Below are 20,864 nucleotides of genomic sequence, written 5' to 3'. Positions count from 1 at the left end.
ACCTCCCCCCGTATGCACTTCACACACAGGTTTATTTTCCCATTTTTATATTTCAATTTCTATTTTAAACGAAAACACAGTACAAAAAGTTTCATTACGTGTCATATTTTCAAATAACATAAAAAAGAGAGCCTCCTGTATATAACACAGGCTGACTCTCTTTCACTATCCTTCGACCCTTATGCTGGATAGGGTACTTCGGTTCCATTCAATATGAGGTGCATCCGAATTTCCGCTTTTAAGGAATCGGATACTGCACAATATTTTTCCTTCCCCATCTGAATCGCTTTCCATACGCGGTAATCTGGAATATCGCCATCTACGTAGAATGTCAGATCAATCGCTGTAAAGCCTGTCGGCATTTCTTCCTTGCGCGTACCTTCTGCGTCAATATCGATGCGAGTAATGTCCGACAAGAAACGATCCAAAATCATCGTAATATCAATGCCCATACATCCCGCCAGACCCGCCAACAGCAGTTCCATAGGTGTCATCCCTTTACCATCACCGCCATAAGCCGCCGTAGCATCCATCCCAACGGAATAACCGGATGGACCCTCCGAAGTAAACGCGCGTTTGCCGTGCCAAGTTGTAGATACTTTCATGTTCAAAGGCCTTCTTTCCCTCTTAATAATCTATGATTCATCCTCGATCTTAACTTTAAAATTCACTGATTTGGCGTAAAAATTTCTGTGTTCTCTCATGCTGGGGAGTGTCAAAAAACGCCTGTGGCGCTGCCTCCTCCAAAATGATACCATCTGCCATAAATACGACCTTGTCCGCCACCTCGCGAGCAAATTTCATCTCATGAGTAACGACGACCATTGTCATTCCGTCTTGAGCCAACTCTCGCATAACTCCCAGTACTTCCCCTACCAGCTCGGGATCAAGCGCCGATGTCGGCTCGTCGAACAGCATAATCGCCGGGTCCATCGCCAGCGCACGCGCAATGGCTACTCGTTGCTGTTGTCCACCAGACAGACGTGAAGGATGTACATCCTGCTTGTCCGATAACCCCACCCGCTCCAACAACCGTTGTCCGATGGACATAGCCTTGTCGCGCGGCATTTTTTTTACTGTCAGCAGTCCTTCAATGACATTGCCGATTGCGGTTTTGTGCGGATACAGATTGAATTGCTGGAACACCATCCCTGTCTGTTTGCGAATCTCACGAATGGCTGCTTGGCGGACACGAACGGGAGCCGTAGCATCGACCTCAATCCCATTCACCTCAAACTTGCCGGAAGACAGCTCTTCCAGACCGTTCAGGCAGCGCAGCAAGGTACTTTTACCTGAACCGCTCGGGCCGAGTAATACGACGATTTCACGAGCGGCAACCTGAAAATCAATGCTTTTCAGAACCTCTACCTGTCCGAATCGTTTACCTAATCCGTTAGTTGTTATCATCATCTATCATCTCCACCTTAATAAGCTCGAGCCAGACGCTTTTCCACCCGCTCCAGTATAGCGGAGAATCCAATGCTCATAATCCAGTACATCAGGCCAATTTCGAGCAGAAACGGCATGTAAAGCAAATACTGCGCCTGTAAAAGCTGTGCCTGCCGCATCAATTCACTGACCCCGATAAACGACACCAGCGACGTTTCTTTAAGCATACCTACAAATGTATTCCCCATCGGTGCAATTGCGATCCGTACCGCCTGAGGAAGAATAATACGCCACATCGTTTGACCGGGCGACATTCCCGTTGCATAAGCTGCCTCGGTCTGTCCCTGGGGTACGGCTAAAATAGCTCCACGGAACGTCTCCGATAAGTACGCCCCTGTATTAATGCTAAGTGCCAGACAAGCAGCTGTCAGCGATCCGAATGATATTCCATAATCATCCAGCCCATAATAAATGACTGCAATCTGCACCAAAACCGGCGTCCCCCGAATGATCGATACATACATGCGCGCCAGCCATCGAACAGGTCGATTCCCCTTCAACCGGGCCACAGCAACAATCAAACCAATGATTAGGCCAAAAAACATAGAGACAATCGTAATATATAGCGTATAATAAGCACCCTTTAATAAAAAAGGGACGTTCTCCCACATTAATTCAAGCATTGGTTATATTCCCTTCTTTCAGACGAGTGGCCCCATGTCAGCATAAAAGCCAAGACTGGAGCCAGACGCCTCTAACAGGCTTACGTTATTCTTTTGGCTCCTCGCCAAACCATTTTTTGAAAATTGTTTTGTAAGTGCCGTCTTCCTTCATTTCCTTCAAAGCCTTGTTCAAGGCTTCTTTGAGCTCAGGAGTTTTCTGGTTAATGGCTACACCCGCTTGATCCGATTTAATTGGCTCGCCTACGGCTTTAATTTGGAACCCGTTTTTATCGATAATGGGCTTGAGAGCATACAGATTGTTGATTGTTGCGTCAATACGACCAGAGTTTAGATCCTTTAAGGAAGTAATGACATCATCATACGTTTTAATCTCAAAATCGCCTACCTTCGGCAGTACTTCATTCCGCAGATAAGATTCATCATTCGTTCCCAAGCCGACACCAATGGTTTTGCCTTTAAAGTCCTCCAGCTTGGTAATATCATTTGTTTTGCTGTTTACGATAATGTTTACATTGTTTGTGATATAAGGCTCTGTGAAGTCAATAGCCTTCTTACGATCCTCTGTAATCGTCACCTGACTAATCACTGCATCGAATTTTTTCTTTTGCAAACTTGGAACCAGCCCCGAGAATTCTTGTGCCGTGAACTCCGGTTTCACTCCAATCCGCTTCGCCAATTCTTTGGCGATATCCACATCAAATCCGTCCAATTCCTTGTTATCGTTCAAGAAATTGTACGGCGGATAGGTGCCCATCATGCCTACCTTAATCACACCGGCCTTCTTGATTGCTTCGAGCTGGTTACTCGCTGCCCCATTACTGCTACCCGCTCCATTGCTAGTATTAGAAGCTTCTGGCTTAGTACCGCAAGCGCTTAGCACAAGGCTGAACAATGCCACAGCCATGAGTATAGTTACCAAGAACCCTTTTTTACGTGTTTTCATGTATCGTTCTCTCCTGTCTGGATGTAAATGATTGAGTTCATATATGTGATTTGGCTATATTATTTGTTGCCAACTACCCATTCATGCGATGTTGACCCTCTAGCTTTGACCTAGTAGTCCATAAAACTCAAAATTAGCCGCCTCTGCTGCCAATCTTTTAGCAGTTATCTGCGTGATGTGGTCATATGTTCCCTCTGAACCGAATAGCCAGCGTGTAATGACACCTTCGATCATACTCATGAGTAGTGCCGCCCTTAATTCGACATCCAATTCAGCAGGCAACATGTTCAGCTCGATCGCTCTTTCCATATTGCGCCGGAATGCCAGCTCCATCGCGGCCCTTGTCTCTCGGATACTCTGGCGCACCGGTTCATCGACACCACTGCCGATCAGCAGCAAACCCATCAGATAGCGGTTCTCCAATGCAAAATCAAATAACCGAACAAACAGCGCCTCCGATGCCTTAACCATATCAGCCAGCGTTCCCGCATCACGGCGATATCCCTGTCCAATCGCTGACAGTAGTTGTTCACGACCGGTAGCGATAATCTCCAGCGCCAGTGCCTCTTTGCTTTTAAAATGCCAATAAAACGTGCCTTGGGCTACTCCCGCCTCTACCACGATATCTGAAATCTTCGTTTGATGGTAACCCTGCTCGGCGAACCGCTTCAATGCTATGTGAAGAAGCTGTGTTCTGCGGTCTGTTTCTTCTCCCGCGTGCTCGGCAGGTTGGTCATTTGAGACGGTCTCGGACTGCTTCGCCTTCCGTGGCTGCATGGGTTCCCTCCTCCCGATTGATCAGTCAGTCAGTTTTGTATTTTTAATCCTATAGGATAAGTATACTTTTGTCAAAGAAAAAAGTGTCAGAAGAAAATAAAGTTTTGCTGCTCCAAGCGGCTTTTGAATTTTAAAAACCGACAGATCCCATAAAATAAGTATTAGACTGGCGCCAACAAAAAAGACAGCGGCAGTCTTAGACTACTGCTGTTTTATTAAACTAACGTTCTCCTTTAGCGTAATCAGCCAAATGCTACGAAGCGTGAATGTGGTGTTATGCCAAGGCACCTTTCGAGCGTATTTCCAAAATTCATATATCCTCTCCTTAGAAGGTTACTATCACTTTTCCTTCGGAGTGGCCAGTAGAAACTTTATTTAAAGCCATGTTAATGTCATCAAAATTATAAACTGAATCTATAGCAGGCTTAATATCTTCATCCTCAACTAGTTTCGTCAGTTTTTGTAATTGCCTGCCATTAGCGGACACGAATAAGAAGCGATATTCTTTATCCTGTTTAACTGCTAATCGATCTAAACGAGCACCTACTAAACCAAACAATAGCTTTTTCCATATTGGAAAGTTATTTTCAGAAGCAAAGCGGTAATTGGGTAAAGCCTTCAATGATACCAATTTCCCTTGGGGTTTGAGAATAGCAAGTTCCGTTTTAATTTCTTTTGCCCCCAATGTATCGATAACATAATCGATGTTAGATAGCAAATCAAAATAATTTTCCTCTTTATAGTTAATGAATTGATCAGCGCCGATGGACAGTGTTCGTGATCTCCCTCTTTCACTGCCGCTCGTAATCACATATAACCCCATCGATTTGGCAATCGGGATAGCCATCGTACCAAAGCCGCCGGTTCCTCCAGAAATAAATAGTTTTTTATCGGGTTGAACATGAAGTACATCATGCAAGGCTTGATATGCAGTCAAAGCCGTGAGGGGTACCGCGGCGGCCTCAATAAAAGAAAGATTTTTAGGCATAACGGAAATCGCATCCTCATGGACTGCCGCATACTCAGCAAAAGCTCCGATTTTATTTATTGGCAGCCTCGTATAAACGGGATCTCCAACCTTGAATTTCACAACATCTTTTCCAACAGCCTCAATAACGCCGGATAGTTCGTTTCCTAAAGTTAAAGGGAAGTCATAATCGGCAATCATGCGAATACTACCATTTAAAATAAGAATGTCTAAGGGATTTACACCTGCAGCTTTTACTTTGATAAGAACCTCATGTTTATTGATTTCCGGTATTTTTATATTGTTTATTCCTAATTGGATTTGTTTTGAATATTTTTGCATTTGCGCAGCTTTCAATTCTTCATCTTCCCTTTTCTCATTTATCTTAATTCCACATTCGTTTATTGGAAAAATTGATGGCGTACTTTAACTTGTACGCCATCATAAAGCAATATCCATGTTATTCTTTACTGATGTTGAGTTGAAGTTCTTTCATCGTAGGATAATCTGTGTAACCCTCGCTTCCGTTACCAGAGTACAATGTTTTACGATCTGCTTCATTCAAAGGAAAGCCTTCTTTAAGACGTTCAACTAAGTCCGGATTAGCTAATGACCATACCCCGACTGGCGCCATATCAGCAAGGCCATTATCAATATCTACACTAAGATCTTCTAGAGCCCGTCCAGCTCTATTGACTAATAATGGATTTGGCCAGATGTTGCGAATTTCACGGAGCAGTGTTTCGTTCCCTAAATGCATAACATGGAGGTAAGCTAAATTATATTGAGCTAATTCTTTTACAAGGTGAAGATAAACTTCAAGACCGTGTTCGCCCTCATCAATTCCGTTAAGAGGTGTTCCCGGTGAAATACGGAAGCCTGTTCGTTCTGCTCCAATTTCTTCAACGATTGCTTTCGTTACTTCAATTGCAAAGCGAGCACGGTTCTCTATCGATCCACCGTATTTATCCGATCGTATATTAGAATTCTCCCCAATAAATTGATTAATCAGATAACCATTTGCTCCATGAATTTCAACGCCGTCGGCTCCTGCTTTAATAGCTGCCGCTGCTGCTTTCCGGAAGTCTGCAATTGTCGTCTGGATATTTTCTTCACTTAACTCTCTTGGAACGGGTATTTCCTGCATCCCTTTAGCCGTAAACATTTCTACACCGGGTGCGATCGCAGATGGTGCAACGGGTTGACGATGATGTGGTGTATTGTCGGGGTGCGAAACACGACCGACATGCATTAATTGGATAAATATAAATCCACCTTCTTCATGTACCGCATCCGTAACCTTTTTCCAACCTTCAATATGCTTTTCCGTATAGATGCCCGGTGACCTTAAGTAACCTTGACCATCATCAGAAGGTTGTGTGCCTTCAGTAATAATTAAACCCATCGATGCTCTTTGAGCATAATAATGGGAAGTTAGCTCTCCCGGCGTACCATCCTCTTGCGCTCTACTACGTGTCATTGGTGCCATCGCTAACCGATGAGGTAATTCCAGGTTGCCAATTTTCGTTTTGCTCCACAGTTTTTCCATTTTAACCCCCCCTCTTTGAATTGAGTTTATCAACTCCAATGTCTTTCGATTATCGCTCCACTTTAGCCTGTGCGGATCTGACCGCATTTGTCATGAGCTTGCGAGGCAGCAACCGCGGCAAGAACGCCATGAACTTGTTGCGCCCCCCTGTTATGATTAAAGTCTTGCCCCGCAAGAATTCGCGATATCCTATGTCAGCCACCTGCCCAACCTCCATGACGCCGCTTCTAAACAGCTTTGAGGTGGCTAGCCCAGCACGATCGACAAAGCCAGTCGCTGTCGCTCCCGGACAGAGTGCGGACACAGTCACGCCTGTGCCGCGCAGCTCATTCTCCAAAGCCTCAGTGAACGATAGTACGTACGCTTTTGTCGCATAGTAAACTGCCATCAGTGGTCCAGGAAAAAAAGCCACCAACGAAGCCACATTCAGCACACCCCCTTGCTGCCTTTTGACCATATCCGGTAAGAACACCTTAGTCATTACAGTCAGAGCCTTGATATTAATGTCGATCATATTCATCTCTTGCTCCAACTGTGTCTCCAAGAATTCCCCGTACAAGCCGAAGCCCGCATTATTAACAAGAAAGTCGACGGTGATCCCTTTTTCTTTAAGCTCCCTGTAGATTTCCTCTGCCACGCCAGGTAATGCAACATCTTTGGCGATGTATGTCGTTTGGACACGGTACTTCTTCCGATATTCCCCCCGCGAGATCCACGAGCTTGTCCTCGCTGCGTGCGACCAGCACCAAATCGTATCCGTCTTTGGCGAAACGATCCGCCAGCTCTTTTCCAATTCCGCCCGACGCTCCGGTAATTAGTACAGTTTTGCTCATCATTTAAGCTGTGGGTAAATAGCAGCTACACCGCCAGCGAGAGCACGCTGGAGTTGACGGCTCGGTTCATCAGCAAGAATTTCAAAGCTATCGGACTCTATTCCATCAATTGCAATTTTTGCAATATCAGCAGGGTTGGACTTCGGAGCTTCAACGCCTGACGTCATGTCTGTATCCATAAAGCCCACATGCAAGCCAGCTACTCTTACATTTTGAGGATACAGATTTAAGCGCAACTCGTTCGTCATTGCCCACGCAGCCGCCTTTGCAGCCGAATAAGCGCCTTCACTCCCGCCACTACTGAACCATGATAATGCGGAAAGGATATTCAGTATGGATCCCCCACCATTATTAATAAGAATAGGTGCGAAATTGCGAATCATGGATAATGTGCCAAAGAAGTGCGTATTAAATTCCAACTGTATTTGATCGAGATCACCGTCAAGCAAAGTAGCTCCTGTAGCCGAGCCTGCATTGTTGATCAGAAGCGTAACATCTTGAGCGGCCATAGCAGCTGCCGCTACCTCTTGAGGGTTCGTAATATCAAGCTTTACAGGAATTGCACCGGGAATGTCAATGGACTGCGGATTTCTTGCTCCGGCATACACCTTAGCCCCTCTGGATAGAAGTTCAAGGGCAAGATGGCGACCAAAACCTCGGTTCGCGCCAGTGACAAATGCAACTTGTTGAGAAATATTCATTTTCATGTGCTCCTTTTATTGTATTTTGTTTATGAAATTGTTTTCTTGAAGCTATTTGGTCTGCGTTTTGATACGTAGTAATTACGGTAAGCGAGTTTTACTCGATACTTGTTTTCTAACGAGAACGGTCACTCTCAAAATCGTTAAAAAAAATGCTGAGTGCCTTACTCTGTTGTTTTTATGTGTTGTGTTGTTTGTTGTTTTAACTGCGCTGATAAACTTCATTGTAAACTATGCTTTAGAGCTTCTTTCGGCGTTTTTAGAATGTTCATTCTAAATTAGGCGTAAGATAACTCGATCGCAAAGAGCATGGATTAGCAGAAGGGACACTTCACATCTGAACTGACTACCACAATTACCCTTATTCTTCCAGGAGCTTCATTGAAATATGAGTAATACGGTGAAGCTTTTCTCTGGAAGCCGTGGTTCTTGCCATTACCCTTAACCCAATCCATACATTATGCAGGTATTCCGCCAATTCCTCAGCATTGTATGTGGAGGTGAATTCACCGTCACGTTGTCCCCAAAGAATAATCTCCCTGAGCAATTGCTCTGCTGTCGTGAATGCTTTCGTGGACTTGTTGTCCACCTCGACGTCACGCGCCGCCAATTCTACGGCCGAATTCACCATTAAGCAGCCGGCTGGAGAGTCCTCATCCCCGTCGATCATGAAACCAAAAATAAACTGTAATGCCTCCGATGCGGTCTTGGATCCTTTAACCGCTCCTGCAAGCACGGCGCTGATTTTGTCGTCAAACCGATCCATCGCTTTCAGGAACAGATTATGCTTATCTCCAAAAGTATCATACAAGCTTCTTCGATGAATACCCATATGCTCAACCAACTCGGTCATGGACGTTTTCTCGTATCCCTGCTCCCAAAAGAGCCGCATCGCCTTATCCAAGACTTCTTTCTCTTCAAACTCCTTGCTTCTCGCCATTCCAATCTCCCTCCCTCAATTAATATAACATATTGAGAACGATCAGTAAAGAATCGTTATGCTCTTTTTGACTGACATAATATTTCCATCGAGTTGGTTATCCTACAATTCTACATATTGTAACTCCCCTGCCCGTTAGCTTAAACAAGTACCGGCAGTCTAATGTAGTGCTTATGAAAAGTAAATAAGCCCATAACCGTATTTGGAAGCAAATTAATTTTCCAATTTATAAGGGTATGGGCTCTCTTTGATCCTAAATAAGGCAGTGTAGGTTCTTATCACTTATAAAACACCATCGTCTGCTAATATACATTAGCATGTTGCTCTTATATGGTAAAAGCAATTTGTTGAGCTTTCGTACCCGTCGTTCAATGCCAATCCCATTCCGAGTAAAGGTGATTATTAGGCTCTGTTAGAGCCTCGCGAACGTGATGTAATCGACTTGGGCAGGCTCTGCCGATTCGATCCGAAGCGACCGGTTGATCTGTCCCCGGTGATATTGCCCATGTAAGAGGACCTGCGACAGGATGTCCCGGACGGACGTTCGGAACGGAACCCCACTCTGGTTCGCATAGTCGATCATCTCGTCCAACTCGGATTCCTCGAGCCCTTCGATATAGACGCGATATTGCTCGGCGTTTTCTTCGAATATCGTCCGGATCGCCGTCAGGTCTTCTGCTTCCTCCCACAACGAATATTGCGCGCTGCCCTTGCCCTGCAATCGGGACAGCCAGACTCGTTCCGCGACCGCGACGTGCCGAACCAGCTTCAGAAGGTCCTTGTTCTTCGTCTCACTCTCCTCGAGCGCGTCCAAGATGCGTCCGTCCGCCCAGTACAGGTGGTCCATCATGCACTTGATCGTCTTCATTTCGGTTTCCCCCTCTTCGTCTCATCGATTACTTGAACCTAGTATTAACCGTTAGTTTAATCATGTGAATGAACTAAAACAACCTTTTTGGGGTGAATTCCTTGTTGCTGTAATATAAGCACTAAGAAAACGCTTTATTTTCTCAGTCTACAACTTAATTTCCTTTGAACAAAAAAAGAACCTCCACAGAGGTTCTCTTTATCCTTTATATCGCTGCTACAGCAAGGCTTTTGCCGCAATGTCCGTACGGTTTTGTTTACCTTCAAAGGTAATACGATCCGCCTGTTCGTAAGCTTTGTTCCGTGCCCCGGCAATATCACGTCCCAAGCCGACCACACCTAATACACGTCCGCCGTTCGTTACCCACTCGCCCTGTTCGTTGATGCCCGTTCCAGCATGGAACACGATAGCTTCGTCTACCTGTTCCAATCCGTGGATAGGTACACCTTTAGCGTAAGCTCCAGGATAACCTCCAGATGCCAGCACCACACATACCGCCGCTTCATCCTTCCACTCGATCTCCACCTGATCCAGCGTGCCATTTATAGCAGCAAGAAAAATATCGAGCAGATCGGATTTTAAACGAGGCAGAACCACTTGAGTTTCAGGATCACCGAAACGTGCATTAAACTCAATGGTCTTTGGCTTGCCATCCGGCGAAATCATCAATCCGGCAAATAATACACCTCGGAATGGACGCCCTTCAGCAACCATGGCCTTGGCCGTCGGCTTAATAATCGTCTCAATAGCTTCCTCAATAATAGAATTGGCTATGTGAGGCAACGGAGAATACGTACCCATGCCACCTGTATTCGGCCCTTTGTCACCATCAAAAATGGGCTTGTGGTCTTGGGCCGCGGCCATCGGACGAACCGTTTCACCGTCGACAAAGGAGAGAATCGACATTTCCTGACCAGCCAGAAACTCCTCGATCACGACCTGTGCCCCGGCTTCACCAAACACCTTGGTCACCATAATGTCAGAGAGGGCCTTTTCCGCTTCCTCCATTGAGTAAGCGACCGTTACCCCTTTGCCTGCCGCGAGTCCGTCTGCCTTAATGACAACCGGAATCGGTTGTTCCTTCAAGTATGCATGTGCTTCCTCGTAAGTATAAAACTTGCGATAGGTTGCTGTCGGAATATGATATTTATGAAGCAAATCCTTCATGAAGATTTTGCTACCTTCAATTTCCGCTGCATTTTTACGCGGTCCGAATACTGGAATGCCTTTCGCTTCAAAAGCATCCACAATACCATCTGCCAGCGGATCATCGGGACCAACCACGACAAGTCCTACCTTTTTGGATTCCGCCAGTTCTGTCAGCGCGTCAAAGTCACTCACCGGAATCGGCACGCACTCCGCTAATTGTCCGATACCAGCATTGCCTGGTGCGCAATAGATTTGCCCGGCCTTGGGGCTTTTCTTCAGCGCCCACACAATTGCATGTTCGCGGCCGCCCCCTCCGATAACCAAAATATCCATTCAGGTGTTTCCTCCCGCTCCCATTAAGATTGTTCAGGTGAAAATGCTGCTGCATCCTCAACTCATACAAGTTAGTGCTTGAAATGACGTACGCCTGTAAAGACCATGGCAATGCCGTATTCGTTAGCAACCTTGATGGATTCTTCGTCTTTGATGGAGCCGCCCGGCTGAATAACTGCTGTGATGCCTGCTTTAGCTGCCAACTCCAACGTATCGCCCATCGGGAAAAATGCATCGGATGCCAGTACGGCACCTTTTGCTTTGTCACCGGCCTGCTCGATAGCAATCTTGGCCGCACCGACACGGTTCATTTGTCCTGCGCCTACGCCAATGGTCATATTATCTGCCGCCAGTACGATGGCGTTGGATTTCACATGCTTAACCACTTTCCAGCTAAACAAAAGCTGTTTCATTTCTTCCTCGGATGGTGCCCGCTCCGTTACAACTGTAAGTGCATCCGAGTCTACAGCGTGAATGTCATTTTGCTGAACGACCATGCCACCTTCAATAGAAGTCACAACGAAACGGCTCTCCGGCTGTTCAGACGGGGACATCTCACCCATATCAAGCAAACGGATATTTTTCTTTTTGGTTAAAATTTCCATCGCTTCTTTCGTAAAGCCCGGTGCCAGTACAATTTCCAAAAAGATTTCGCTCAGTTTTTTGGCTGTATCACCGTCAATAATTCGGTTAGCCGCTACAATGCCGCCAAAAATGGAGGTTGGATCAGCCGCATACGCCTTGCTGTACGCTTCATAAATACTACCGCCGATTCCCACGCCGCAAGGGTTCATATGCTTCACCGCCACCACTGCTGGTTCGCTGAATTCCTTGACGATTTGCAGTGCCGCGTTAGCATCGTTGATGTTATTGTAGGATAGCTCCTTACCGTGAAGCTGCTTGGCTGTTGTCAGTGTACCTTTCGCTGCCAACGGCTGACGATAAAAAGCCGCTTGCTGGTGTGGATTTTCTCCATAACGCAAATCCTGAATTTTTTCATAGGTTACAGTGTACCGCTCAGGCAATGGCTCGCCTGTTACATTCGACAAATAATCGGAAATCAAAGCGTCGTATGACGCCGTATGACGGAAAACTTTTGCGGCCAAACGCTTACGGGTATTCAGTTCCGTATCGCCATCCTTACGAATTTCCTCCAACACTGTGCTATAGTCATCAGCATCGACTACCACACTGACAAAAGCATGATTTTTTGCCGCAGAACGAAGCATCGTTGGACCGCCGATGTCGATATTTTCAATCGCGTCCTCATAAGTTACACCGGGTTTGGCGATCGTTTCCGCAAAAGGATACAGATTCACAACGACCAGATCAATATAACCCAATCCAAGTTCTTTCATCTGACGCTGATGCTCTTCATTATCCCGAACAGCCAGCAAGCCGCTGTGTACTGCAGGGTGGAGTGTTTTAACACGTCCATCCATAATTTCAGGAAAACCCGTTACCTCTGAAATGCCGATGACGGGAATGCCCTCCTTCGACAACAAGCTGCTCGTTCCCCCTGTCGAAACGATCTCCACACCCAATTTGGACAACTCGCGGCAAAATTCCACGATCCCTCGCTTATCCGATACGCTGACGAGCGCTCTTTTAATACTCACCCTGTCTCCTCCTTTAGCTCTTTCAGAATTTTGCAAAATTCTCTTTTATCATTTTATTTCCCGAGAAATATCGGAAAATGCCTGTACAGCATCCTTGATATGACAAATTACAATCATTCTTAGAGAAGTGAAATCACTTTGCGACCATTTAATTGGATTTTACCTTGGGCCAATTTGCCAACTACCTCTGGATATAGCTGACGTTCCACGGATTGAATGGCTGCGGATAAGGATTCCGCTGTATCATGGTCGTCAACTTCCACGACACGCTGGGCAATAATGGCTCCCGTGTCCATGCCCCCGTCCACAAAATGAACGGTGACGCCACTTACCTTGACCCCATAGGTCAATGCCTGTCCAACAGCATCTTTCCCTGGAAATGCCGGAAGTAGTGACGGATGAATATTAATAATTTTTCCTGCGTAGGCATCGACCATGACGCTGGATAGCAAACGCATGTAGCCAGCTAACACGATGAGATCAATCGATTTCTGCTCCAGTAAAGCCACCAATTCACGCTCATAGTCTTCTCGAGAAGGATATTCCTTGGGTCGAAAAGTATGGCACGCAATTCCAGCTTTCTGTGCTCTAGCTACGGCAGGAGCCGCAGGCTTGTCACAGATGAGCAATTCTACCGAGGCGCCGCCCAGTTCTCCTCGCGCAGCCGCATCCACCAATGACTGAAAATTCGTCCCTTCGCCTGATGCAAAAACAGCAATCCGGTACTCGTTCATTACACCTCTGCTCCCGTAAAGGTCACGATAGAACTGCCTTCCGTTACTTTTCCGATCACATATGCGGCTTCGCCCTGTTCCTTCAAAACTTCCAGTGCAGCCTGTGCATGCTCTTCGCCTACAACGATTACCATCCCAATTCCCATATTAAAGGTTGTGAACATGTCTTTGTTGGAGATTGCACCTTTTTCCTGCATGAGCTGGAAGATTGGCAAAATCGGCCAAGTGCCGTATTCTATATCCACATTGACGTGATCCGGTAACACTCTAGGGATATTTTCAATAAAACCGCCACCTGTGATATGCGCCATACCTTTTACTTTTACCTTGTCCAGCAATGCCAAAACGGATTTCACGTAAATTTTCGTCGGCTCCAGCAGTACATCGCCCAGTTTGCCGTTCAAGCCTTCGATTTCCTCATGCAAATCATAACCCTGCTGTTCCAATAACAGCTTGCGCACCAGTGAGAAGCCGTTACTGTGAACTCCACTGGAGGCCAGACCGATCACTGTATCTCCGGGAGCAATGGAGCTACCGTTGATAATTTTGCTTTTATCTACAATCCCTACCGTGAATCCGGCAATATCATATTCACCCTCGCTATACATCCCTGGCATTTCTGCGGTTTCACCGCCGACCAGCGCACAGCCCGATTGATGGCATCCCTCTGCTATTCCAGCGACTATAGCTTCAATTTTCTCGGGCACAACCTTGTCACAAGCGAGGTAATCCAGAAAAAAGAGTGGCTCCGCTCCCCCGACGACAATGTCGTTTACACACATCGCAACCGCGTCAATACCAATGGTGTCATGACGATCCATTGCGAAAGCAAGCTTCAGCTTCGTGCCGACACCATCGGTACCGGAAACGAGTACAGGCTCCTCGTACTTATCCTTATTCAGGCCGAACAATGCACCAAATCCGCCCAAGTCCGTCAGCACTTCGGGACGGAAGGTACGTTTAACGTGCTTTTTCATCCGTTCTACTGCTTCATTACCGGCAGCGATATCTACCCCTGCGTTTTTGTATGCTTCGGACATTCATGAACACTCCTTCAAATGATTGACCCTCCTAAGTCCTCCCTAATAGGGAGGATTCCATGGGGCTGCTCCCCCTGGACCCCTCAAGAATCGGTCAGATGTGTAGGGTTGGGTGCTGCTTGGTGGTTGGTTCGTGCTGTGAGTCGCGTGTTGTCCTTTGTGAATTGCGGGTCATTCCCGCAATTCACAAAGACACGCTTTGGTGCGTGGCCGCCTTCACGGCGGCGGGCACGTCCCGGGCTGTTTGCTTCGCAAAGGCGGGGACGTGCCAGGCAAAGAAGTGAACGGTGCCTACGAGTGGCTCACTTCTTTGCCCTTTGAGGCAGGCAGCTTCGCCTTGCCTGCTGTTGAGCTTCGCTTCGCTGGCTCAACCTTATAAGAGCAGGGTGACTTTTTGTGAGTCACCGCTCCGTTAAAAACTCATGGCATGAAATAGTTATGCCATGAGTTTTTAACGACCTTACCTATCCTCTTCCCGGTGGGAACCAAAGAGGTACAGGCACTGCTGCAAAATGCTGCACACCTGAGAAACGCAGTGGGTGGAAGAATTCTGGAGAAGCGAAGCGTTCGCCTTTGCCGCTGGATTCCAACCCTCTAAGGGGTTATTCCAATTCGGGAATCAGCGGCAACAGCGATCGGAAGAACCTTCCACACGCGGAGTGGCCCCCTCAGAACCGCTTCACCTGCACCATGCGCCACCTGTATCTCTTTTGTTCCCGTTTCTCAACAACTACATCCGAACTTTTCTTCACCTTTGAAATCCACCTGAGTTGGGTAATCATTATCGAAACAAGCTAGGCACAAACCGCCTTTGTAATCTTGTTCGTTATATCCACCTACAGCGGCAATCAAACCCTCGGCGCTCATAAAGTAAAGCGAATCGGCGTTAATTTCCTCACGAATTTCCTCGACGGTTTTGGATGAAGCAATCAGCTCCCGGCGATCCGGCGTGTCAATACCGTAGAAGCACGGGTTTTTGAAAGGCGGCGAGGTAATACGTACATGTACCTCCAACGCTCCCGCATCACGCAGCATATTCACGATTCGACGGGATGTAGTGCCCCGGACGATAGAGTCGTCGATCATAATGACCCGTTTACCTTCAACAACACGGCGTACAGCGCTCAGCTTCATTTTCACACCCTGCTCGCGTAACTCCTGACTCGGCTGAATGAAGGTACGTCCAGTGTATTTATTTTTAATCATGCCCAGCTCATAAGGAATACCTGTCTGCTCTGCATAACCAATCGCAGCCGATATGCTGGAATCCGGCACTCCTGTCACCAGATCCGCATCGACAAAAGCTTCCAACGCCATCTGGCTACCCATTCTTTTGCGTGCAGCATGAAGATTAGAACCATTCAAGTCACTGTCAGGACGAGCAAAATAAATATACTCCATCGCACATAACGCTTTACGGTGCTTATCTTCCGTGTACCGATCTTCATGCAAGCCGTTTTTATCCAGCACTAGCAGTTCACCCGGCTCGATATCGCGCAGCAGTTCTGCACCAATCGTTTCCAGGGCACAAGACTCGGATGCGAACAGATAAGCATCTCCCAGTCTGCCCATCGTGATTGGACGCAGACCATTGGGGTCGGAAGCCACGAGCAGCTTGTCGTTGGTCATAATGAGAAAAGCAAATCCGCCGACAATCCGCTTCAATGCATCTTTCGCGGCCTCCACTAAATCCTTGGATGATCGTGCGATCAAATGCGCCACTACTTCTGTATCGCTGGTCGTTTGAAAAATAGACCCGCCCTGCTCCAGCTCATGTCGAATTTGCAAAGCATTCACAATATTCCCGTTCGTAGCTACCGCTAGGTCGCCATCACGATACTTGAACACCAAAGGCTGTGCATTCGTTAGCTTACTGTCTCCACTTGTCGAGTAGCGCACATGTCCTATGGCAATATCGCCTGTCAGCGAAGCCATCAAATCTTTATTGAATACTTCTTTTACAAGCCCCATTCCACGATGATAATGGAACTCGTCGCCACTGCTCACACAGATGCCTGCACTTTCCTCCCCGCGATGCTGGAGTGCATGCAATCCGTAATAGGCTAGGGAAGCGGCATCGGAGTGCCTATACACTCCAAACACGCCGCATTCCTCTTTTAATTTATCAAACAGCCCCTCTTTACCAGAGCCTTCATTATAATAATCTCCAGTCCACAACGTCCGTGCTGTTATTTCATCAGACATGGAATGACATCCTCCCAGATTTGCTTCAAACTGGCGACTGCCTCGTTCAAAGCGGGTTGTCCGTTCACCTCAACTGTCAATTGTGATCCTTCAACTTTTCCTAATACAGTAACTGGCACTTCCAAACCACGCAGATGTGCTTCCAGAGCAGACGCTTTATCCGGCGATGCAGATAACAAAATACGGGATTGGCTTTCGCTAAACAAAGCATGGTCAGGACGCAAAGTCGTTTCTACGTTGACCTGTGCTCCCAATCCGCCGCTAATCCCAGATTCCGCAAGCGCTACAGCCAATCCGCCCTCTGCCAAATCATGCGCAGATTGTACCAATCCGCCCTGAATCGCTCCCAGTACCGCAGTCAGCAGTTTTTTCTCTACGTTCAAATCCAGCTCAGGCGGGCGTCCCTCGGATACACCGTGTACGACAGCTTGGAACTCACTGCCTCCCAGCTCAGCCTTCGTTTCCCCCACCAGAAAAATCACATCGCCTTCGGCTTTGAAGCCTTGTGTCGTAATATGATCTGTATCATGTACCAAACCTACCATACCGACAACAGGCGTCGGATAGATGGAGCCTTTAGCATTTTCATTGTACAAGCTGACATTGCCCCCGATGACAGGTGTATCCAGTACACGGCAAGCTTCTGCCATACCGTCCACGGCTTTTTCCATTTGCCAGAAAATGTCCGGCTTTTCAGGGTTACCGAAGTTCAGGTTATCTGTAATCGCCAACGGCTCGCCGCCAGAACATACAATGTTACGCGCTGCTTCACTGACTGCAATCCGTCCGCCTACCTCTGGGTCAAGGTATACATAACGTCCGTTACAATCTGTCGTCATGGCAAGTCCCTTACGAGTTCCGCGCACAGTCACTACAGCTGCATCCGATCCCGGACGAACGGCTGTACTCGTACGAACCATGTAGTCATATTGCTCGTATACCCATTTCTTACTAGCTACACTTGGTGAAGACAGCACCTTTTTCAGCGCACCGTTCAAATCCGTCACTTCTGCATAACGAAGTGCGTCAATGGCAGCATTTTGCTCATAATAAGCGGGGACTTCGGAAGGCTTGTCATAAATCGGGCATTCATCAACCAGCGCCGTCACTGGCATATCTCCGACCATTTCATTGTGATGGAACAAACGCAAACGACCGTCATCCGTCACTTTACCGACCTTGGCACAAATAACGCCCCAGCGCTCGAAAATTTCCAGTGCCTGTGCTTCATCCTTAGGCTCTACTACGAACAGCATCCGTTCTTGTGATTCGGACAGCATCATTTCATAAGGTGTCATACCCTCTTCACGCTGCGGTACCTGATCCAGATACAGCTCCAGGCCGTTGCCAGCCTTACTCGCCATCTCCGCGCTGGAGCAGGTAAGTCCTGCGGCACCCATATCCTGAATACCCAGCACAATACCGCTGTCGATCAGTTCCAGACATGATTCCATAACCAGCTTCTCCATAAAAGGATCGCCTACTTGAACCGCAGTCCGGTTCGCTTCAGATTCTTCTGTCAGCTCAACCGATGCGAATGTCGCTCCGTGAATCCCATCACGACCTGTCGGTGGGCCCACATAGAACACCGGGTTACCGACCCCTTTAGCAACACCTCGCTGGATTTTATCATGGTCAATCAGTCCGACACACATTGCATTAACGAGTGGGTTGCCTTCGTAGCTTTCATCAAATACAACCTCGCCACCTACAGTCGGAATACCGATACAGTTCCCGTAGCCCGCAATACCAGATACTACATGCTCGAACAAATATTTCACACGGTCGCTCTCCAGCTTGCCAAAACGCAGAGAGTTCAACACCGCAACAGGCCTTGCGCCCATGGAGAAAATATCACGGATGATACCGCCTACCCCAGTCGCTGCTCCTTGAAAAGGCTCCACAGCCGACGGATGGTTGTGGCTTTCGATTTTAAATACAACCGCTTGGTTATCACCGATATCTACAATGCCTGCGCCCTCACCGGGTCCCATCAGCACTCGTGGACCACTCGTTGGAAAACGACGCAATAACGGCTTGGAGTTTTTGTAAGCACAATGCTCTGACCACATGACACTGAATACACCAATCTCCGTATAATTCGGCTGACGTCCCATGAATTCACAGATCAACGCATATTCGCTATCCGACACACCCATCTGCTGGTACAGTTTATGCTCGGCAACCTGCTCTGCCGTTGGTTCCTTAGCGGACACTTGCTGTGCCATGTCGATCCCTCCATGCGTTCAAAATAGATGTAAACATACGTTTGCCGTCATCCGTTCCGAGCAATGCGTCCACCGCGCGTTCAGGGTGAGGCATCATGCCCAGCACGTTTCCTTGTTCATTACAAATCCCTGCGATATCCGTCATGGAACCGTTTGGATTATCTTTATACGTAAATACGATCTGGTTATTCGCCTGCAAGCGAGCCAGCGTCTCATCATCACAGTAATAGTTGCCTTCGCCGTGTGCGATCGGAATGACGATCTTTTCACCAGCAGCGTAATCTTTAGTAAAAGGTGTTTGGTTATTCGTAACCTGCAACACCGTATCCCGGCATAGGAATTTCATCGACAGATTACGGCGTAAAGCCCCTGGCAACAGACCGGCTTCGGTCAGAATTTGGAAACCGTTGCAAATCCCCAAAATATATTTGCCCTCGGCAGCCGCTTTGGCTACTTCCTTCATCACCGGTGCAAACCGGGAAATCGCACCGCAGCGTAGATAATCCCCGTAAGAGAAGCCGCCAGGAACAAGAATACAATCATAAGACGACAGATCCGTCGCAGTATGCCATACATAATCGACAGGTTCACCGACCGTGTCCTCTATCGCCTTATAGCAGTCAATATCACAGTTGGATCCTGGAAAAACCAGAACTGCAAATTTCATGGAATTAGCCCTCCAGTTCGTAGCGGTAGTCTTCAATGACCGTGTTGGCCAATAGCTTTTCACACATCTCGATGACGCGCTTTTCAGCACTCTCGCGGTCTGTTGTATCCAGATTCAGTTCCATATACTTGCCAATTCTGACGCTGTCCACTTCTCCGAAACCCATAGAATGCAGTGCGCCTTGCACCGCAACCCCTTGCGGGTCCAAAACGCTTTGCTTAATCGTGACATAGACTGTTGCTTTCATCATGTTCCTTCAGTTCCTCCTCCGAATGAGTGAATCCTATTGGTTGAATTATGATTACTATTTACTGTGCCGTCAGACGCCGCCAAATATCCGTATATCTTGCAGTTGTTTCTTTTACGACATCAGCCGGCAACGGATCAGGCTTGCTATTCTTGTCCCAACCGGATGATGCCAAATAACTTCGTACCGGCTCCTTGTCCATGCTGTCAATCTCAACATCCAGCTCATACTTTTCCTGTGCCCAGAATCGGGATGAGTCCGGAGTGAAAATTTCGTCAATCAAAATAACCTTCCCGTTAACAAGACCAAACTCAAACTTGCAATCGGCTAAAATAATCCCCCGCTTCTCGCAGAAAGCACGTGCAAATTCGTACAACGCCAAACTCTTTTCCTCAAGCTCACCTGTTAGTTCAACCCCGACCAGTTCTTTCATTTGGTGAAGGGAAATGTCCTCGTCGTGTCCAACATCATTTTTTGCAGCTGGTGTAAATAAAGGCTTGGGAAAGCGTTCATTTTTACGCAGCCCCTCTGGCAATGGAATGCCGTTCACCTCACCGTTCTGCTCATACTGACGCCACCCGCCTCCGGTAATATATCCGCGCACCACACACTCAATGTCGATGCGTTCAGCCTTCAGCGTGACCATGATCCGGTCCTTCAGCAACTCTTTATTCTGTTCGTCGATCACATGCCCGAGCTTGTTCACATCAGTGTGCACGACATGGTTTTCCAACAAGTCTTTCGTCTGCTCAAACCAGAAAGCGCTGAGCTTATTCAGCACATTCCCCTTTTCGGGCACGGGTGGCTCTAACACATAATCAAAAGCCGAAATTCGGTCTGTCACCACAATCAGAAAATGCTCTCCGAGATCATACAGTTCACGCACCTTGCCTTTATACAAGAGCGGCGCATGGATCAGACCTTCGGCAGTAGACAATGACATTTCATTACACCTCTTCCAAAAGAGTATACCCCCTCCTAAATCAACCTTG

General features: G+C 47.3%; 20 protein-coding genes and 1 pseudogene. 1 reads left to right on the top strand and 20 read right to left on the bottom strand.

What is annotated here, in order from left to right; all coding sequences use genetic code 11:
• Positions 1-179 precede the first annotated feature (179 nt).
• From MHI21_RS04355 to purM, 15 genes and pseudogenes are all read right to left on the bottom strand, one after another.
• On the bottom strand, positions 180-605 hold the full coding sequence (locus MHI21_RS04355; RefSeq protein ID WP_340884378.1) for an OsmC family protein: 426 nt from the start codon (positions 603-605) through the stop codon (positions 180-182).
• A 55-nt stretch (positions 606-660) separates the two neighbouring features.
• Positions 661-1,410 (bottom strand): amino acid ABC transporter ATP-binding protein, encoded by a 750-nt coding sequence (locus MHI21_RS04350; RefSeq protein WP_013308809.1) that lies wholly within the window; start codon positions 1,408-1,410, stop codon positions 661-663.
• Between the two features lie 14 nt (positions 1,411-1,424).
• Positions 1,425-2,072, bottom strand: a complete 648-nt coding sequence (locus tag MHI21_RS04345; RefSeq protein WP_069291124.1) for an amino acid ABC transporter permease — start codon at positions 2,070-2,072, stop codon at positions 1,425-1,427.
• Positions 2,073-2,157: 85 nt separating this feature from the next.
• The gene (locus MHI21_RS04340; protein ID WP_069012862.1) at positions 2,158-3,015 is read right to left on the bottom strand and encodes a transporter substrate-binding domain-containing protein; all 858 of its coding nucleotides are present in this window, start codon (positions 3,013-3,015) and stop codon (positions 2,158-2,160) included.
• Positions 3,016-3,114: 99 nt separating this feature from the next.
• On the bottom strand, positions 3,115-3,792 hold the full coding sequence (locus MHI21_RS04335; RefSeq protein ID WP_061832076.1) for a TetR family transcriptional regulator: 678 nt from the start codon (positions 3,790-3,792) through the stop codon (positions 3,115-3,117).
• Between the two features lie 325 nt (positions 3,793-4,117).
• The gene (locus MHI21_RS04330; RefSeq protein ID WP_342419504.1) at positions 4,118-5,116 is read right to left on the bottom strand and encodes an NADP-dependent oxidoreductase; all 999 of its coding nucleotides are present in this window, start codon (positions 5,114-5,116) and stop codon (positions 4,118-4,120) included.
• A gap of 103 nt (positions 5,117-5,219) precedes the next feature.
• A complete protein-coding gene (locus MHI21_RS04325) occupies positions 5,220-6,308 on the bottom strand; it encodes an alkene reductase (RefSeq protein WP_342419503.1) in 1,089 nt (362 codons plus the stop codon).
• Between the two features lie 49 nt (positions 6,309-6,357).
• Positions 6,358-7,144: pseudogene (locus MHI21_RS04320) on the bottom strand (SDR family oxidoreductase).
• The gene (locus MHI21_RS04315; protein ID WP_025723270.1) at positions 7,141-7,842 is read right to left on the bottom strand and encodes an SDR family oxidoreductase; all 702 of its coding nucleotides are present in this window, start codon (positions 7,840-7,842) and stop codon (positions 7,141-7,143) included. Before MHI21_RS04315 ends, MHI21_RS04320 begins: the two are co-directional and overlap by 4 nt.
• Positions 7,843-8,203: 361 nt before the next feature.
• Complete coding sequence (locus tag MHI21_RS04310) at positions 8,204-8,782, bottom strand: TetR/AcrR family transcriptional regulator (protein WP_165179499.1); 579 nt, start codon at positions 8,780-8,782, stop codon at positions 8,204-8,206.
• Between the two features lie 412 nt (positions 8,783-9,194).
• The gene (locus MHI21_RS04305; RefSeq protein ID WP_069010461.1) at positions 9,195-9,650 is read right to left on the bottom strand and encodes a DinB family protein; all 456 of its coding nucleotides are present in this window, start codon (positions 9,648-9,650) and stop codon (positions 9,195-9,197) included.
• A gap of 216 nt (positions 9,651-9,866) precedes the next feature.
• Positions 9,867-11,132 carry a phosphoribosylamine--glycine ligase gene (purD, locus tag MHI21_RS04300; RefSeq protein WP_069012411.1) on the bottom strand — a complete coding sequence of 422 codons (1,266 nt, stop codon included), beginning with the start codon at positions 11,130-11,132 and terminating at the stop codon, positions 9,867-9,869.
• Positions 11,133-11,203: 71 nt separating this feature from the next.
• Positions 11,204-12,751 carry a bifunctional phosphoribosylaminoimidazolecarboxamide formyltransferase/IMP cyclohydrolase gene (purH, locus tag MHI21_RS04295; protein ID WP_069012412.1) on the bottom strand — a complete coding sequence of 516 codons (1,548 nt, stop codon included), beginning with the start codon at positions 12,749-12,751 and terminating at the stop codon, positions 11,204-11,206.
• Between the two features lie 119 nt (positions 12,752-12,870).
• Positions 12,871-13,485, bottom strand: a complete 615-nt coding sequence (purN, locus tag MHI21_RS04290; protein WP_069012413.1) for a phosphoribosylglycinamide formyltransferase — start codon at positions 13,483-13,485, stop codon at positions 12,871-12,873.
• Positions 13,485-14,525: a phosphoribosylformylglycinamidine cyclo-ligase gene (purM, locus tag MHI21_RS04285; protein WP_342419502.1), complete on the bottom strand. Its 1,041-nt coding sequence runs from the start codon at positions 14,523-14,525 to the stop codon at positions 13,485-13,487. The genes purN and purM overlap by 1 nt, the downstream gene beginning before the upstream one ends.
• A gap of 202 nt (positions 14,526-14,727) precedes the next feature.
• On the opposite strand from purM, the gene MHI21_RS04280 reads away from it, so the two are divergent.
• Positions 14,728-14,904 (top strand): hypothetical protein, encoded by a 177-nt coding sequence (locus MHI21_RS04280; protein ID WP_176715755.1) that lies wholly within the window; start codon positions 14,728-14,730, stop codon positions 14,902-14,904.
• A 344-nt stretch (positions 14,905-15,248) separates the two neighbouring features.
• Here MHI21_RS04280 and purF read toward each other — a convergent pair whose 3' ends face one another.
• The 5 genes from purF to MHI21_RS04255 are packed head-to-tail and all read right to left on the bottom strand — an operon-like array spanning position 15,249 to position 20,815.
• On the bottom strand, positions 15,249-16,730 hold the full coding sequence (purF, locus tag MHI21_RS04275; protein ID WP_208332447.1) for an amidophosphoribosyltransferase: 1,482 nt from the start codon (positions 16,728-16,730) through the stop codon (positions 15,249-15,251).
• Positions 16,715-18,958 (bottom strand): phosphoribosylformylglycinamidine synthase subunit PurL, encoded by a 2,244-nt coding sequence (gene purL, locus MHI21_RS04270; protein ID WP_342419501.1) that lies wholly within the window; start codon positions 18,956-18,958, stop codon positions 16,715-16,717. Before purL ends, purF begins: the two co-directional genes overlap by 16 nt.
• On the bottom strand, positions 18,936-19,625 hold the full coding sequence (purQ, locus tag MHI21_RS04265) for a phosphoribosylformylglycinamidine synthase subunit PurQ (RefSeq protein ID WP_069012416.1): 690 nt from the start codon (positions 19,623-19,625) through the stop codon (positions 18,936-18,938). The genes purL and purQ overlap by 23 nt, the downstream gene beginning before the upstream one ends.
• A 4-nt stretch (positions 19,626-19,629) precedes the next feature.
• Positions 19,630-19,875, bottom strand: coding sequence for a phosphoribosylformylglycinamidine synthase subunit PurS (gene purS / locus MHI21_RS04260; protein ID WP_007428837.1), 246 nt, complete (start codon positions 19,873-19,875; stop codon positions 19,630-19,632).
• Between the two features lie 58 nt (positions 19,876-19,933).
• Positions 19,934-20,815, bottom strand: a complete 882-nt coding sequence (locus MHI21_RS04255) for a phosphoribosylaminoimidazolesuccinocarboxamide synthase (RefSeq protein WP_069012417.1) — start codon at positions 20,813-20,815, stop codon at positions 19,934-19,936.
• Positions 20,816-20,864: the final 49 nt, after the last annotated feature.

Source organism: Paenibacillus sp. FSL H8-0168 (assembly GCF_038592955.1).
Lineage (GTDB): Bacteria > Bacillota > Bacilli > Paenibacillales > Paenibacillaceae > Paenibacillus > Paenibacillus polymyxa_B.
This window is presented reverse-complemented; position numbering and strand designations above follow the sequence as displayed.